Origin of the sequence: Marinobacter sp. S0848L, from assembly GCF_023016065.1 — a bacterium.
Classification (GTDB): Bacteria; Pseudomonadota; Gammaproteobacteria; order Pseudomonadales; family Oleiphilaceae; genus Marinobacter.
In genome coordinates, this window is the sequence record NZ_JALKAQ010000008.1 from 1 (window position 1) to 16,885 (window position 16,885).

The following is a 16,885-nucleotide window of genomic DNA, read 5'->3' on the forward strand; positions in this document are numbered from 1 at the left end:
CTCCGCACCCCGCAAACCCGCCCCCAAAACCAGCAGGCTAGGGGGGGAGCCGAAACACCCAACCTCAACCCAAAGCCGACCGAACCGAACTCGGAGACTGAACCACAACCTCCGCCACCGTATGCAACTTCTCCAACTGAGCCTGAAGCATAGCAATCGGCCGGGAACCCTCCAGCGTCAACGCAATATCCAAATGCTCGCTGCCCGAACTCATCGACATCTCAGAAATCCGAAACCCACGCACCCGAACAACCTGACACAAACGCTCAAGCGCCGCCGCCTCCATATGCATACGACAATTCAAGTTGTAGCTCGGTGTAGAACACTCTGCTTGCGAACTCATGCTACCTGCTCCTTAGTAGATGCGCTGGTGCGCCGGGTTTCATCAATCATCTCTTTGTTGCTGCCGCCGGGTTTCACGATCGGCCAAACGTTCTCCTCACGGCTGATGGCAACGTGCAATAACATCGGCCCGTCATAAGCCAGAATGGCTTCAATGCCACGGCGAATCTGATCCGTGCGCTCAATGTGCAGCGCCGGAATATCGAAGGCCCGCGCCATGGCCACAAAATCCGGGTTGTCATCCAGATTAATGTGGCTTTCACGATTCTTGTAGAACAACTCCTGTTGCTGGCGAACCATGCCCAAACACTGGTTATCCATAATGATCAGCTTCAAGGGCAGGTTGTAACGGCGAATGGTGGCCAGCTCCTGAGCGTTCATCATGAATGAGCCGTCGCCGGTCACATTAATAACCGTGCTGTTGCGGTCGGCAAACTGCGCGCCGATGGCGGCTGGCAAGCCAAACCCCATGGTGCCCAACCCACCGCTGGTCAGGTGATGCCGGGGGTGATCAAACTCGTAATGCTGGGCCACCCACATTTGATGCTGGCCAACGTCGCAGGCAATCACCGCGTTATCGGGAGCAATTTTTGACAGCTGGCGAATAAAAGCAGGGCCAGCAATCGGAGCCAACGATTCTTCATTGTCGGCGGCCTGAAAACCGCCGGTGGTGTGCCAGGTTTTGCACTGTTTCTGCCATTCGTTGATCGTTAACGGCTTGGCATTCAACTCGGCAGTGAAAACTGCAAGAATCTGGTTCAGATTACCTCGCAACGCTAAATCCGCCGGGCGAAGTTTGTTGATTTCAGCGGCATCCGCGTCGATATGAATCATGCGCGCATTGGGGGCGAAACCGTCCAGTTTGCCCGTCGCGCGGTCATCCAGACGGGCTCCGATGACAAACAACAAGTCGCACTCATCAACCGCTTTGTTTGCCGCACGTGACCCATGCATGCCCAGCATGCCCAGGTTGTGCGGGTTGCCTTTGCCTGCGTTGCCGATGCCTTTCAGAGTCACAACCGACGGCATACCCGAAGCTTGTGCAAACTGGCGGAAATTGTCCTCCCCCTGCGCCAAAGAAATTCCCCCACCGCTATAGAGCAGAGGGCGCTTGGCGGATCGCAACATAGCGAGGGCCTCGGCAATGTCCGGGCATGGGCCTTCTGGCTCGCTCGATTTTGAAACGAAGGGGGCGGTCACTTCCGTGAGCAAGAGGTTTTTCGGAATATCAATCCAAACCGGCCCGGGGCGGCCGCTTTGGGCCAGTGTGATGGCTTCTTCCATAATGGTAGGTAACGCGTTGGCATCGTCCACTAAATAGCTGTGCTTCACGATGCCTAAGGTCATGCCCAGAATGTCGGTTTCCTGAAACGCATCGGTGCCGATCAGAGGTGAGGGCACCTGACCACTGATAACCAGCATGGGTATCGAATCCATGTAGGCATTGGCAACACCGGTAATCAGGTTGGTTGCGCCGGGGCCCGAGGTGGCAATGCAAACGCCTATCTCGCCACTGGCGCGGGCAAAACCGTCGGCCGCCAAAGCGCAGGCCTGTTCATGGCGGCACAGCACATGCTCCACGCCGACATCATCTACCAGTGCATCGTAGAGCGGCATAATGCAGCCGCCCGGATAGCCGAAAACGGTATTGATATTGTGGCGGTGAAACGCGTCAAGAATGTGCTGTGCGCCGTTCATGGTCGTTACTTCCCTTTTCTTTTGCCGCATAAAAAGAAACCCCCGGGACCTTTCGGTGCCGGGGGTTTCTGGTGTCTGTATCAGGTTGTCGCTATTTCACCTGCTTGTCCACGCAAAAGCCCCCGGACGGTACCACGACCACCAGGATTAGCTTTACTAGGACGATAACTGCAGTGAAGTTCATAAAATCGACAGTCTGCTCTGAATAGAGTTGAACAATATGTGTAGAATCTACCGCACGTTTAAAAGCGGTTGCAACCCTTTGTTGGAAATTATTGGAACAAGGTCAACTTTTTGCAGCAACCAAGAACAACTAAAACGGCGAGTGGAATATGACGAAAGCAAAGTGGGGTTCTCTGGGGCTATCGATACTTGTGATGGTGGTTTTGATCGTCTGGATGGCTACCGGAGATGTGAAAGTCGCCAGCGATGATGCACCACAAGAGCCTGAACAATCGGAAAAAGCACCCACTAAGGTGGAAGTCGAGTTGCTGAAAGCTGAGCCATACCAGCCTTCGATTAAAATGCAGGGGCAGATTGAGCCTTGGCAGAAGGTGATGGTCAGCGCGCGCACGGCAGGAACGGTTGAACAGCTGCGGGTAAATCTTGGGCAGCACGTCAAAGCGGGCGAAACGCTGTTGACGTTGTCCACCGATGGGCGTGATTCGGTGGTTGCCAGCTGGCGCGCGCGTATTCGCAAACTGGAAGCGGATTTATCGGCGGCCCGCAAGCTTAAAACCCGGAACCTGGTGGCAGAGAAAGAAATTCTGAGCCTTGAAAGCGAGCTGGCGGCGGCTCGGGCGGAAATGACAGGCGCCCAGCTGACGTTGCAGCACCTGACCCCCGTCGCGCCGTTTGATGGCGTCGTAAATCGCCGGGAAGTGGACCCCGGAACGCTGGTCAAAGTAGGCACTCCGTTACTGGAGCTGGTTCAGGTTGATCGCCTGAAAGCTACGGGGCGGGTGCCGCAGCAAACCGTGAAAGACGTACAGCCCGGCCAAGCGGTCGAAGTGATTTTGCTGGACGACACCCGCTTGGCCGGAGTGGTGAGTTTTGTCGCAAGTGCTGCCGATACTGCAACCCGTAGCTTCGCCGTAGAAGTGGTGGTGGAAAACCCTGAGCGCAAACGCGCCGCGGGCGGCACAGCAACGCTCAACGTGCGCTTGCCTGAGCAGAAGGCCATGTTTATCTCCCCCGCTTATCTGAGCCTCAATGATGACGGCCGTCCCGGTGTGAAATACGTCGATTCCAACAACGAGGTGGTATTCGAAACGGTCAAATTGCTCAGCATTTCCACCAATGGTGCGTGGGTAACCGGCCTCCCGGATGAAATATATTTGATCACTCGCGGTGCCGGGTTTGTTGTGGCCGGTGAGGTTGTGAACCCGATTGACCGTTCCGACAAGCGGGGCTGATGATTGTGAGAACCCTTATCACCGCAGCCATGGACCGCAGCCGCACTACGTTGCTGGCTTTTTTGTTTCTCCTGATTGGCGGAATCGTCGCCTATCAAGTGATTCCCAAGGAATCGAGCCCTGATATTGCGATTCCTATGATCTACGTTGCTATGGCGTTGGACGGGATCAGTCCGGAAGACGCCGCGCGGTTGCTTGTTCGCCCCATGGAACAAGAGCTTCGCTCTCTTGAAGGAATCAAAGAGATGCGGGGCAACGCCTCTGAGGGCCATGCGTCAGTCATGCTGGAATTCGATGCCGGTTTTGACGCCGATAAAGCCTTGCAGGATGTGCGGGAGAAGGTGGATACCGCCCGTAGCAAACTGCCTCAGGAAGCCGATGAGCCTCGAGTTCACGAAATCAACATTTCTCTGTTCCCGGTACTTTCCATTGGTCTGTCTGGCCCCTTGTCAGAACGTGAACTGATCACCATAGCCCGGCGTTTCCAGGATGCCATAGAGGGTGTGCCGGAAGTGTTGGAAGTCGAGATAGGCGGTGATCGGGAAGACCTGTTGGAGATCGTTGTAGATCCCCAAGTGCTAGAAAGTTACGGCATTGATTTCAATGAGCTTGCGTCCATGGTGAGCCGCAACAACCGACTGGTGGCCGCGGGTTCATTGGACACCGGAAATGGCCGAATGTCGTTGAAAGTGCCTGGTGTCATCGAGTCGATCGAAGATGTTATGTCGATGCCCATCAAAGTGGATGGCGACACGGTCGTTACCTTTGGCGATGTCGCCATGTTGCAGCGGACGTTTAAAGATCCGTCCGGGTTTGCGCGCATTAACAACGAACCGGCTTTGGTGCTGGAAGTGTCGAAACGATCCGGGGCGAACATTATTGCCACCATCGAGAAGGTCCGTTCGCTGGTTGAACAAGTGAAACCTCAGTTACCAGAAGCGCTGGAGATTCGTTACATCATGGATCAGTCGGAAGAGGTGCAGGATATCCTCTCTGACTTGCTCAACAACGTGATGACGGCGATTGTGCTGGTTTTGATTGTGGTAATTGCAGCTATGGGCGCGCGTTCCGCTTTGCTGGTTGGGCTAACCATCCCGGGGGCGTTTCTGACCGGTATTCTGGTGATCTGGAGCATGGGGCTCACGCTCAACATCGTGGTGTTGTTCAGCTTGATACTGGTGGCCGGAATGCTGGTGGATGGTGCCATTGTGGTATCGGAACTGGCGGATCGTAATTTGACCGATGGCCAGCCGGTAAAAACGGCTTGGGTAGAAGCCGCTTCCCGAATGGCGTGGCCTGTGATTGCATCGACGGCCACCACGTTGGCGGTATTCGTGCCCCTGCTGTTTTGGCCGGGTGTGGTGGGCGAGTTTATGAAGTTCCTGCCGATGACCGTGCTGATTTGTCTCATAGCCTCACTGGCAATGGCGCTTGTTTTCCTGCCGGTTATGGGCGGCGTCAGTGGTGGCCGGCGCGCTCATGAAGATGCGGTCGAGGGGCGCATCATGAAAGTCTATCGACACGCCTTGGCCAACATCCTGCAGCGCCCTGGGCTCACATTGATTGGAGCCCTAGTGCTTATTGTTCTGATCTATGCCGCCTATGGGCGTTTTAACCACGGCGTCGATTTCTTTCCGAGTGTGGAGCCCGATTCGGCGCAGGTTCAGGTGCGTGCTCGCGGCGATCTGTCCGTTTGGGAACGAGATGCCATCGTTCGTGAAGTGGAAAGTCATTTGCTGAACATGCCGGAAGTAAAAGCCTTATATGCACGTTCCATGCTGTCCACCGGAAACAATATGGCACCGGATGTGATCGGTGTGTTGCAGTTCCAGTTTACCGATTGGTACACGCGTCGGCCTGCAACAGAAATACTGGAAGACTTCCGCGAACGTACCGCGGGTATTCCCGGTATTGAACTGGAGTTTCGAAAACAAGAAGGCGGCCCTGCAGATGGCAAACCGATTGAGTTGTTAGTCAGCAGTCTGGATTCCGAGCAGCTTGATGGCTACGTGGATGAGATCGAACAGGCCATGCAGAGCATTGGCGGCTTTGTCGATATTGAAGACGATCGCAGTTTGCCGGGCATTGAATGGCGCTTGCAGGTAGATCGCGAGGCGGCCGCGCGTTTTGGTACCGATGTGCTGAGCATCGGCAGTGCCGTGCGTTTGGTGACCAACGGCATGGTGCTGGCCACCTATCGCCCGGAGGATGTCCGGGATGAAGTGGATATTGCGGTACGGGTACCGAATAACTGGCGTGAGCTTGAACACCTGCAGCGGCAGACCATCAATACGCCTCGTGGGCAGGTACCGTTGTCTCAGTTTGTGACTCTGGAGCCCGGTGACAAAACTGGCAGTATTGTTCGAGTGGATGGCCAGAGAACCATCACCATCAAATCCGACGTGGCACCGGGCCGGCGCATGGACGAGCTGCTCAAGGCCTTGCAAGAACAAATGCCGGAACCACCGGAAGGCGTCACGCTGCGATTTGGCGGTGAAAATGAGGATCAGCAGCAGGCCTCGACTTTCTTGGTCACGGCCTTCCTGGTGGCGATCTGCATGATGGTGCTCATCCTGCTTACCCAGTTCAACTCCATGTACCAGACCTTACTGATTCTCTCGGCCATTGTGCTTTCAACCGCCGGCGTTTTGCTCGGTCTGCTGTTGAACGGCCAGTCATTCGGCATCGTTATGGTAGGGATGGGTATCATCGCATTGGCGGGGATTGTGGTGAACAACAACATCATTCTGATTGATACCTACAACCAGATGAAGCAAGAGGGTAAGGAAGCCGTTGAAGCCGCACTCGAAACCGGTTGCCTGCGTTTCCGCCCGGTGTTGTTAACCGCCACCACCACGATTCTTGGCCTTATGCCCATGGTGCTGGGCGTTAACGTGAACTTGCTGGAGCCGTCGTTAGGCTTGGGGGCACCGTCTACCCAGTGGTGGACTCAGCTATCGAGTGCTATTGCAGGCGGCTTGGCCTTCGCGACTTTGCTTACCTTGCTGCTGACTCCGGCTTTGTTGGTGCTGGGGGAGAACGCCGGTCAGCGCTTTCGTTCACTGATCGGCCGCTCGGGCTGAAGCCGGGTTAGTTGTTTAGGCGCTGGGCGATGGCCTGGGCTTTGCCGGCCATTGCCTCGAGTTCCGGAACAGCCCGCAGGTTGTCTTCTGCCGCTTCGGACATTTTTTCGGAAATCTCGGCCACTTCCGTAACGTTTCGATTGATATCCTCACTGACGCTGGTTTGCTCTTCAGCAGCTGTCGCCACCTGAGTGGTCGCGTCATTTACGCTGAGCATTCGCTGATTGATAACTGCCAGCGTTTGCCTGACCGCATCCACGGAGTCGCTGCTCTCTCTGGCGACGATCCCGGAGGCCTCCATATACTCTGTGGCATCTTTAGATCCAGACTGAATATTGGCGATAATGCCGTCAATTTCCACCGTAGACGCCTGTGTTTTTGCTGCCAAATTGCGTACTTCGTCAGCCACAACGGCAAAACCTCTTCCCGCCTCTCCGGCTCGTGCCGCCTCAATCGCGGCATTCAATGCCAACAGGTTGGTTTGATCCGCAATCTCGCGAATAACCTGCATAACATTGCCTACCTGCTCACCGCTTTTCGCCAGTTGCGCTACGGTTTCGGTAGAGCTTTGGATTTGGTCCGTCAGGCGATTCATGCTGCTGACGGCAATGTTGATCTGATCGTCGGCATGACGGGTCTGATTGGTGGTTTCATCAACCTGACCGGCCACGGAGGCCGCGTGGCGAGCGACGTCCTGCGCCGTCGCAGACATTTCGTTCATGGCGGTGGCGATCTGGTCGATACGCTGGTGTGCTTGATCTGATTGGTTCGAAACGGCATCGGCACTGGTGCGGATCATTGCGCCGGTATCGGCCAATTGGGTGGCATTCTGCTTCATCAGTTCGCCAGTATCGGTCAGGAAACGATGCAGAACCCGCGCCGTATCTGCCAGTTTGCCCAGTTCGTCCCGACGCTCAAGGGTAACCGGGTCGGACAGATCGCCTGCGCCAATTTTGGATAGCTTGCCTACGAGCTCCTGAGTAGGGCGTATCACCGAGCGAATCAATGCAATCAAGCAGGCGAGGGTGCCCAGAATGATAGCGCCAAGCAACAGACTGCCCATAAACCATGTGTCGGATGTGGCATCTTGGCGCAACTCAGCCGAGCGTGAAACGGCAACATCCCGGATTTGCGTGACCGCGCCCTCAATCATCCGGCTCGGCTCCCGGTCGATGCCGGCCACTGCCTGATCTCCTGCGGTATGGTCAAAGTTTGCGGCTTCAAATCGCATGAAGCCTTCGCGATAGGCGCGTCCCATGGTTTCATGAGACGCTTGGAATCGTTGCATCAGCGCTTTTGCTTTGGCATCCGTCAGCGTCGGGATCAATTGATCAAGCTGGTGCTGAATGTTTGCTTCCGTACTCTGAAACCTATTCCAGTACTTTTCACGCTGCGCCGGATCCGTTCCCCGAAGCAGTACGTTCTTCCATTCCTGAACCTGTGTTTTGAAATCGCTCAGGATGTCCTGAGCCTGTATGGCCTGAACCATTTGAGCGCTAACCAGATGATCGTATTGCTCTTGGACTTTCAAAGAACTGTTGAAATACATGGCCGCCATGGCTGCAATCAGCAGGTTGGCCAGCGAAACGACGGTGAGAATGCGGTTCAGGATACTTTTGGTGTACCACTGCATTGGAGGTAATCCTGTTTCATGTGGGGGTTGAACGGTATGATTCGGTCGTACGGAGCGGTCAGGACAACCCTGCCGTAGATAGCTTCCTATTATCGGCCATTCGTGAAAATGCTGAACCCCCTTTTTGAAATTTATTCTGACCAGTGGCTACTGGCCGTGCACAAGCCGTCCGGACTGTTGGTTCACCGCAGCCCCATCGACAAGCACGAAACGGAATTCGCCTTGCAATACGCCCGGCAATTGAACGGTGGTCAGCATGTGTATCCGATTCATCGGCTGGACCGGCCCACGTCGGGCGTGCTGCTGTTCGCGCGTGATTCAGAGACGGCGCGAATAATGGGGCGGGCGATGATGGCTGGGCAGGTGTCCAAAACCTATCAGGCGGTGGTGCGTGGCTGGACACCGGAATCGGGTGTGATTGATCATCCTTTGAGGGATGAGCCGGAAGATCGGCGGCTGAAAGGGCTGGAGCAGCCGATACGGGAGGCGTTAACCCATTACCGGAGATTGGCAACCACCGAGTTGCCGGTCGAAATCGAGGGTTATCCCACCAGCCGCTACAGTCTGGTAGAGCTATACCCGAAAACCGGACGGAAGCATCAGCTGCGTCGGCATATGAAGCACATCAATCACCCGATTATCGGTGATGCCAATCACGGCAGAGGGCGGCATAACCGTTACTTTGCCGAACGGTTTGGTCAGGGCAGATTGCTGTTGGCGGCAACGGAGCTACGAATTCAGCACCCGGTGACGGGGGCGGAGCTTGTCCTGAAAGCGCAGCCGGAGCCGAGCTTTCAGGACGTACTGACTATTTTTCCGGAGGTTTAGCCTAAGCTTGGAAAACCGTGCTCGGTCTCTAAGGTATAGGCGAGTTCAAGCAGTGTGCGCTCGTCCCCGTGTTTGGCCATGAACTGTACCGATATAGGTAAGTTGTTGTTGGTCATGCCCATAGGCACGGAAATCGCCGGGGCACCGGTGGCGTTCGCCAAAGGTGTAAAGTTCGAGTAGGCATTCAAACGCTCGAACAGGGTGTCAAAAGGTACGTTGGGGCTCAGATGGCCAAGCTTCGGTGTTGGGTGGCCGAGCACCGGTGTTAATACTGCATCGTAATCGGCCATTTCGCGGGCATAGTCATGCCAAGACCGTTTCAAACGCCAAATAACGCCGGGCAGTCGCCACAGCTGTTTGCGGGTACGGCGGTCCAGGCCCTTGGTTAAACGGGTCACTTTTCGCTTATCAAAATCGGGGTGCAGCATTTGGCGCCCTTTGAGCCTCATGCCAAAAGCCAGCATGCCCCAGTACAACGCAAAGTCATTCGGGAAGGTGTCTGCTACAGGAACTGACATAAGCTCTACTGTGTGGCCCGCTTTTTCCAGTAATTTCGCGGTTTTCTCAACAGTTTGACGTGTTTCATTATCCGTAGGATGGCCGTTGATGGAATCCAGCACCAAGCCAATTCGCAAGCGTTTATCGCCGGGGCCTTGCACGAGCCCGACTTTGGGCAGTTTCTGATTGTAGAAATATTGCTCGGCATGAGACAAGAATCCGGCGGTGTCTCTTACCGAGCGGGTAACCACTCCGTCGCTGACGATGTCTACTGGCACACTCTTCGCCGAGTCGTTCAGCACCACTCGGCCTCGGGTGGGTTTCAGGCCAATGAGGCCACAGCATGCAGCCGGAATGCGAATGGAGCCTCCACCGTCGTTTGCATGGGCGATGGGGACCACGCCTGCCGCGACCATGGCTGCGGAGCCACCGGAGGATGCGCCACAGGAGTAATTCAGGTTCCAGGGATTTCGGGTGGCTTCACCATTTGGGAACTCGGTAGAGGCATTGAAGCCAAATTCCGGCAGCGTACTTTTGCCTAGGCATACGTAGCCTTGGGCCAGCATTTGTTCGACAAAGGGACTGGTGGCTTTGGCAGGCCGGAGTGGAACGGCTTCAGACCCGTGGCCACTGGGTAGGTCTTTTACGTCCAGATTGTCTTTTATAAAGGTGGGAACACCCGCAAATGGCGATGTCGCCGGATCTACAGCTTTAGCGTGTTCGAGGGCCCCTTCGTAATTTTCGGTGGCGACACCGTTGAGCGCTATTTGTGCCTGTTTGGACCGGGCTATCGCCGCTTTCGTTACCTCGACCGCAGATACTTCGCCCCGGCGAATTCGTTCCGCCAGTTCTGTGGCGTCAGAGCGACCGAGTGCGTCATCCTGAAAACAATGAAAGAGGGTCGGTTGCTTGTGGTCCATTCAGTACTCCAAAAGGTGTTTGACGGACCTTGACCATAACCCAGCCGAAAACGTGACGGCATATCATTTTGGGCTCAAGACGCTGTTTTTCTGGCTTCCTTGATTACGTCATAGGCGTGGCTGATTTCCCGGGTTCGTTCCTCAGCCATCTCTCGCATGCTTTCGGGTAAGCCCTTGCCGGCCAGTTTGTCTGGGTGATTTTCACTCATCAGCTTGCGGTAAGCCCGTTTGATTTCGGCATCTGATGCGCTTGGCGAAACGCCGAGTACTTTGTACGCATCTTCCAGCTGCTGGCCGGTAGAGTAGTTTGACCTGCTGCCCGACTGACCCGCGTGAGCGCCGCGTAACATGGCTTCGAGCTGGTCTACCTGGCTTTCAGGCAGGCCCAAGCCTCGAGCTATGCGAAGCAGCATTTCATGTTCGGCAGGATGTACCTGGCCATCAGCGGCGACCGCGGATACTTGAATCTGGAGGAACATCTGCAGCAGAGCCGGCTGACGCCCAGACGCGGCAAGGAAGCTCTGAAGTGCTGCATCCAGATCGAAATCCGGTTGCTTGCCGCGATTAAACGCGGCTTTGGCGATGGCTTTTTGCTCCTCGTTCAGGCGGAAACGCACAAACATGGTTTCAGCCATCTGGATTTCATCACGGCTGACAACACCATCAGCTTTGCAGAGAGCCCCCATCACAGAGAATGCCGATTCGATGAAGTTTTGCTGGATGTGCTGTAAGCCGCCGACCAGTTTGCTTTTTAACCGCTGAAACAGGAAGGCGCCGATTGCAGCGCCAATTAAAAAGCCCGGAAAGCGGCCAAAGGCGTAACCAATCAGGCCACCAAATATCATTGCGAACAGCATTCGGGTTTCCTTAAAGTCGTTATCAATAGCTGAAATATACGGGTTTTTTGGCTCGGCTTCATGAACAGGCTTTCATTTGCCTGAACAGCGGGCCATGTGTGTGATACGCGCGAGGGTCGGCTTCAAGGGCATTATTGTAACCAAGCCGCGAAGAAGCCGGCGGCGAGCGACAAAACCATGGGACCGGCCACCAGCATGCCAATGTTACGGTTGCCTATGGCCCAGGCAATGCCTGACTTCACCAGATTATTCACCGAGGCGGCGACAACGATTCCCAAAACGGCGGCTTCCATGCCCAGACCGTTGTTCGACATGCGGGTCAGTGAGAGGGTGATGGCATCAACATCCGCTACGCCCGATGTGGCAGCCAATGCATAAATACCGGCATCGCCGAACGCTTCTTTCAGGAATTCACCCAGCAGCAGGATCGCGGTGAGCAAAACACCGAAGACCAGTGCGGAGGCGAGATTCAACGGGTTCTGGGTAAGGCGTGGCTGGGTGATGAATTCGTCGGTTGTGTGCTTTCGCCAAATATAGAAAGCCGGGCCATATAATAGTGCCGTCATAAGCAGCACAGGCCAGGTCAGTTGCGGCAATAGCGCAGGGTTAATGATCAGGCAATACACCAGAATCCTCGGGAACATGGTGCCGCAGGCAATGAGAATACCGGCGGCAAACTGGGGATTTAATTCCGGAGCTTGTTTGGATTGCCGGGCAAAGTGCAAAGTCAGTGCAGTGGAAGAGCTTAGGCCGGCAAAAAGGCTGGTGAACAAGATCCCTTTTCGGGTGCCGGCAACTCGCATTGCGAAATAGCCGACAAAGGAAATGGAGGCAATCATGACCACCATCCACCAAATTTCCCGCGGGTTGAGTACGCCACCCGGCCCCAGCCGTTCGTTGGGCAGCAGCGGCAGCATGACGACGGAAATGAGTAGCAACTTGAGCGCGGCATCCAGTTCATGGGCTTGCAGTTTTCTGACCCAGTTATGGATTTCTTGCTTGTTGTCCAAAATGAGGGCGGTTATGACGGCGGCGGCAATGGCAATAACCGGATCGACGGCAACAGCAACGGCCCCGAAGCAGAAGGTCAGCAGCATGCCGATGAGGCCGGTAATGCTGAAGTTTTGTACGTGTCGCAATCTTTCTCTATAGGCGACCAATCCGATGGCCGTGACGCAGAACAGAAGGGCCGGGAACGCCCAGATGCTGATTTCGGTAGACAGTACCGCAGAGAGGCCACCAAGAAAGCCAATCAGTGAGAAAGTTCGGATGCCGGCGATACGTTCTCCGGCTTTCTGATCCCGGGCACCCCAGCCGCGTTCCAGACCGACGATGGCCCCAAGCAGCAAGGCCAATGCAAGGTGAATGGCGGTCTGGTTTGAAGTTATAAACTGGCTTGCTAGTTCATCCATGTAGGTTCCGTTCAATAACTCGCTGTTATTCTATTTTAGGCAATTACCCGGCCGAGGGTCACGCTTTGACGCGTGCAGCTCTGGGGTTTGTTACTTTTTTGAGCGGTTTCTGGTAAGCTTCGCGCCCCAAAATTTGAAGCAATCCACCTTCCTTAGGTTTTCTGCGTGCTGGTTTAGATGCGCGAGTAACTGTTTCTTTTTTCTCTGAGTAACTGGATATCCCCAACCATGGTGAACTCTCTCAAGCAAGATTGGTTCTCGAACATTCGAGGTGATTTGCTGTCCGGCATTGTGGTGGCTTTGGCTTTGATCCCTGAAGCCATCGCTTTCTCGATCATTGCCGGTGTGGACCCGAAAATCGGGCTCTATGCGTCTTTCTGTATTGCTGTCATTATTTCTTTCGTAGGTGGTCGCCCCGGAATGATCTCAGCCGCGACCGGTGCTATGGCGCTGCTGATGGTGACCTTGGTAAAAGAGCACGGCCTTCAGTATTTGCTCGCGGCCACACTGCTGACCGGTGTGTTTCAGATAGCGGCTGGCTACTTGAAACTGGGTAGCTTGATGCGTTTTGTGTCGCGCTCGGTGGTAACCGGCTTTGTCAACGCGCTGGCGATTCTGATCTTTATGGCTCAGTTGCCTGAACTGACCAACGTAACCTGGCATGTTTATGCCATGACGGCGACCGGGCTGAGTATTATCTATTTGTTCCCGTACGTGCCTAAAGTCGGGAAGCTGATCCCTTCGCCATTGGTGTGCATTATCTCCATGACGGCAGTGGCAATGTTCCTTAATCTGGATATTCGCACGGTAGGCGATATGGGGGAACTGCCGGATACCTTGCCAATATTCCTGTGGCCCGATGTGCCGTTTAACCTCGAAACACTGATGATTATTCTGCCGTATTCGGCCGGTTTGGCTGTGGTGGGTTTGCTGGAATCTATGATGACCGCAACCATCGTTGATGATCTGACGGATACCACCAGTGATCGTAACCGCGAATGTAAAGGTCAGGGCATTGCTAACATTGGCTCCGGTCTGCTGGGTGGTATGGCCGGTTGCGCGATGATAGGCCAGTCTGTGATCAATATTAAATCGGGCGGCCGTGGCCGTTTATCGACGTTCACAGCGGGTGTGTTTTTGCTGGTGATGGTGTTGGTGCTTGATGAATGGTTGGTGCAGATTCCGATGGCGGCGCTGGTTGCCGTGATGATCATGGTGTCTATCGGTACCTTTAGCTGGACATCCATCCGGGATCTGAAGAATCACCCGCTTTCAACTAATATCGTAATGGTGGTGACGGTCGTCGTTGTGGTTGCTACTCACAACCTGGCATTTGGCGTGCTGGCGGGCGTGCTGTTGGCCTCTTTGTTCTTCGCCAACAAAGTCGGCCATTACATGGCGGTGACGTCCGAGCTGGACGAAACAACCAACACTCGTCGTTATACCGTTACCGGGCAGGTATTCTTCAGTTCGTCAGAAAAGTTCACGGCGTCCTTTGACTTCAAAGAAGCGGTTGATAATGTTGTGATTGATCTCAGTCGCGCTCATTTCTGGGATATCACCGCGGTGGGAGCCCTGGATAAGGCCGTGATCAAATTCCGCCGGGAAGGGGCTGATGTTGAGGTGATTGGCTTGAACGAAGCCAGTGCGACCATTGTTGACCGGTTCGGTGTACACGATAAGCCTGAAGCTGTAGATCAGCTTATGGGACACTAAACAGAATTCTGATCAAGGCGAGACAGACATGTTGAGAGTAGTAGCTTGTATTGACGGCTCCAGGGCTGTGCACGCTGTGTGTGATTACTCAGCCTGGGCAAGCCGGCACATGGAAGCACCGCTGATGCTGTTGCACGTTCTGGATGACGAGCGTTATCCGTCCGAGCCGGATTTGGCGGGCAATATCGGTCTGGGTAGTCGAGAGCAACTGCTGACAGAACTGGCGGAACTTGATCGTAAACGTTCCAAGCTGGCGCTCGAGCATGGGCATCACCTGCTGGATGAGGCGGAGATCCGAGTCAAAGCTGCGGGTACGAACGAGGTGGTCAAACGTCAGCGGCACGGCAATCTTTCGGAATCTCTCGTTGCTTTGGAAAAAGACACCCGGTTGTTTGTCATGGGGTTGCACGGTGAGAGCAGTTCAGACAGCAACGTGCACATTGGCAGCCAGCTGGAAACGGTAATTCGCAGCGTTGAGCGGCCCATTTTGTTGGTGCCGGATGAGTACGCCGAGCCGAAAACGGCCATGCTGGCGTTTGATGGCAGCGAAACCGCGTTCAAAGGCGTGGAAATGTTGGCGGCCAGCCCGGTTTTACGCGGCATTCCGCTGCATTTGGTGATGGTAGGTGCCGATACAGCGGATAACTGGGAGCAGCTCAAGAAAGCCGAGGCCATGCTGTCCGGGTTGGACGTGGAGATTACGCTGGCGATTCGTCAGGGCGACGTAGAACCTACCTTGCATGCGTATCAGGAAGAGCAGGGCATTGATCTTCTGGTTATGGGCGCTTATGGCCATTCTCGTATTCGCCAGTTCCTGGTGGGCAGCACCACAACCACCATGCTGAAATCCGCGACCAAGCCATTGGTTATTCTTCGCTAATCAGGAACATCCGACATGCCCAGCAAGCCGCAGACTTCGTTTATCAAGTCACTGAGTTTGTGGCTTCTGTTGGGGGTGTTGACGGGGTGTGCCACGGCGCTTGAACCGGTCGAGCATGATCCGGTTCTGGCAAAGGCAAATGGATCTGTGCCGGACTCTTTCTTTACGAAACAGGCGGAAAAACACTTGTCCGCCAACCTTCCGGAGACGGGGTTTCTGCTCCTCAACACGGGCCGCGATGCGTTCATGGTCCGGGCCGCACTTATCGAGTCTGCCAACCAGTCAATCGATGCCCAATACTACATCTGGAATGATGACAGCTCGGGTCGTTATCTAGCGGGCCGTTTGCTGGCTGCGGCAGAGCGCGGTGTCAATGTCCGGTTGCTGTTGGACGACATCAACGTGGCGGGTAAGGAATCGTTATTTGCCGTACTGAACGGTCATCCCAATATTCACGTCCGCATTTTTAACCCGGCTCGCTCGCGCAGTGGGGCTGGCCGCTTTTTATCATTGATTCTCGATTTTGACCGCATCAACCGCCGCATGCACAACAAAACCTTTGTCGCGGATGGCTACGCAGGGATTGCCGGGGGCCGGAATATCGGAGATGAGTATTTTGATGAGCATCCTGAGCTGAACTTTCGGGACCGAGATGTGATGGCGTTGGGGCCTGTCGCTGGTCATATGACCGACAACTTTATAGCCTACTGGAATAGTCAGTGGTCGTACCCGCTTGAACAGATTTACCAGCCGCAACCTCCGGAACTGGCCGCCAGTGCCCGGTCACGTTTGATCAACGAAACTGCACAGGCTCAGGCATTCAAGGCGATACCCCCTCAAGGTCGTGAGGCTGCAAACACTTTGCTGGAGGAGCGCTTTGCTGATTTGATTCAAGCGCCGGCCAAATTGGTGTATGACGTACCGCCGAAAGACCCTGAAGCCCCCGCAGATACGCCCAAGCTCACTGCGCAGGCTCTTTACGGGCTAGTTACCGAGGCCGAGAAAGAAATTTTGGTGGAATCGGCGTATTTTGTGTTGGCGGACGAGCAGCTCAGCGATTTGCGCGAGGTGGTGAAACCAGGGCTTTCGATACTTGCGATAACCAACTCGCTGGCATCGAACGATTTGGTGACCAATCATTCGGCCTACGCCCGGTGGCGTGAAGAAATGCTTGAAAGTGGCATCGAGCTTTACGAACTCCGGCCTGATGCAAAAGACTGTAAAGCGTGGGTTGTTAATCAAGCGGCCTGTGATAATGGCGCGGTCAGCCTTCATTCCAAAGCCGTGGTATTTGACCAAAGTACTCTGTTTGTAGGCTCGCTCAATGTGAATCTTCGTTCAATCTACCTGAACGGTGAAACGGTGCTGATTATTCAGAGTCCGGAAATGGCCAAAGCCGTTTCTGACGATATCCGTCGTTCCATGACACCGGAAAACAGTTGGCAGGTGACCCTGGATGAGAGTGGCGATTTATTGTGGCAGTCGGCAGGTCAACAGGTTGATCACGAGCCGGACGTAGGCTTCTGGCGTCGTACGAAATCCCGTTTCTTGTCCTGGCTGCCACTGGAAAAGTATCTGTAAGCTGTTTGGCTCGGCATAGCTT

Annotated in this window: 12 protein-coding genes; 6 read left to right on the forward strand and 6 right to left on the reverse strand. The window is 54.8% G+C overall.

Annotated elements, in window-relative coordinates; genetic code table 11:
- Positions 1–64: 64 nt before the first annotated feature.
- Together MWU64_RS10805 and ilvG are read right to left on the reverse strand one after the other, a co-directional pair.
- Positions 65–343 (reverse strand): ACT domain-containing protein, encoded by a 279-nt coding sequence (locus MWU64_RS10805; protein ID WP_247064287.1) that lies wholly within the window; start codon positions 341–343, stop codon positions 65–67.
- A complete protein-coding gene (ilvG, locus tag MWU64_RS10810; protein WP_247064289.1) occupies positions 340–2,040 on the reverse strand; it encodes an acetolactate synthase 2 catalytic subunit in 1,701 nt (566 codons plus the stop codon). Before ilvG ends, MWU64_RS10805 begins: the two co-directional genes overlap by 4 nt.
- Positions 2,041–2,372: 332 nt before the next feature.
- On the opposite strand from ilvG, the gene MWU64_RS10815 reads away from it, so the two are divergent.
- Complete coding sequence (locus MWU64_RS10815) at positions 2,373–3,455, forward strand: efflux RND transporter periplasmic adaptor subunit (protein WP_247064291.1); 1,083 nt, start codon at positions 2,373–2,375, stop codon at positions 3,453–3,455.
- A 5-nt stretch (positions 3,456–3,460) separates the two neighbouring features.
- Positions 3,461–6,538 carry an efflux RND transporter permease subunit gene (locus MWU64_RS10820; RefSeq protein WP_247064293.1) on the forward strand — a complete coding sequence of 1,026 codons (3,078 nt, stop codon included), beginning with the start codon at positions 3,461–3,463 and terminating at the stop codon, positions 6,536–6,538.
- Positions 6,539–6,545: 7 nt separating this feature from the next.
- Here the strand turns inward: MWU64_RS10820 and MWU64_RS10825 are convergent, their stop codons facing one another.
- Positions 6,546–8,171 (reverse strand): methyl-accepting chemotaxis protein, encoded by a 1,626-nt coding sequence (locus MWU64_RS10825; RefSeq protein ID WP_247064295.1) that lies wholly within the window; start codon positions 8,169–8,171, stop codon positions 6,546–6,548.
- Positions 8,172–8,279: 108 nt separating this feature from the next.
- Between MWU64_RS10825 and MWU64_RS10830 the strand changes: the two genes are divergently transcribed.
- Positions 8,280–8,999 carry a pseudouridine synthase gene (locus MWU64_RS10830; protein ID WP_247064297.1) on the forward strand — a complete coding sequence of 240 codons (720 nt, stop codon included), beginning with the start codon at positions 8,280–8,282 and terminating at the stop codon, positions 8,997–8,999.
- Here MWU64_RS10830 and MWU64_RS10835 read toward each other — a convergent pair.
- From MWU64_RS10835 to MWU64_RS10845, 3 genes are all read right to left on the reverse strand, one after another.
- Complete coding sequence (locus MWU64_RS10835; RefSeq protein WP_247064299.1) at positions 8,996–10,417, reverse strand: amidase; 1,422 nt, start codon at positions 10,415–10,417, stop codon at positions 8,996–8,998. The two genes, MWU64_RS10830 and MWU64_RS10835, sit on opposite strands and share 4 nt — an antisense overlap.
- A gap of 74 nt (positions 10,418–10,491) precedes the next feature.
- The gene (gene djlA / locus MWU64_RS10840) at positions 10,492–11,274 is read right to left on the reverse strand and encodes a co-chaperone DjlA (protein WP_247064301.1); all 783 of its coding nucleotides are present in this window, start codon (positions 11,272–11,274) and stop codon (positions 10,492–10,494) included.
- Between the two features lie 131 nt (positions 11,275–11,405).
- Positions 11,406–12,686 (reverse strand): MgtC/SapB family protein, encoded by a 1,281-nt coding sequence (locus MWU64_RS10845; RefSeq protein WP_247064303.1) that lies wholly within the window; start codon positions 12,684–12,686, stop codon positions 11,406–11,408.
- Between the two features lie 228 nt (positions 12,687–12,914).
- Here MWU64_RS10845 and MWU64_RS10850 point away from each other — a divergent pair, with 228 nt between their 5' ends.
- From MWU64_RS10850 to MWU64_RS10860, 3 genes are read left to right on the forward strand one after another with little or no spacing between them, the layout of a single operon-like run.
- Positions 12,915–14,402 carry a SulP family inorganic anion transporter gene (locus MWU64_RS10850; RefSeq protein WP_247064305.1) on the forward strand — a complete coding sequence of 496 codons (1,488 nt, stop codon included), beginning with the start codon at positions 12,915–12,917 and terminating at the stop codon, positions 14,400–14,402.
- Between the two features lie 28 nt (positions 14,403–14,430).
- The gene (locus tag MWU64_RS10855) at positions 14,431–15,282 is read left to right on the forward strand and encodes a universal stress protein (RefSeq protein ID WP_247064307.1); all 852 of its coding nucleotides are present in this window, start codon (positions 14,431–14,433) and stop codon (positions 15,280–15,282) included.
- A 15-nt stretch (positions 15,283–15,297) separates the two neighbouring features.
- Complete coding sequence (locus tag MWU64_RS10860) at positions 15,298–16,863, forward strand: phospholipase D family protein (protein WP_247064310.1); 1,566 nt, start codon at positions 15,298–15,300, stop codon at positions 16,861–16,863.
- The last annotated feature ends 22 nt before the right edge of the window (positions 16,864–16,885 follow it).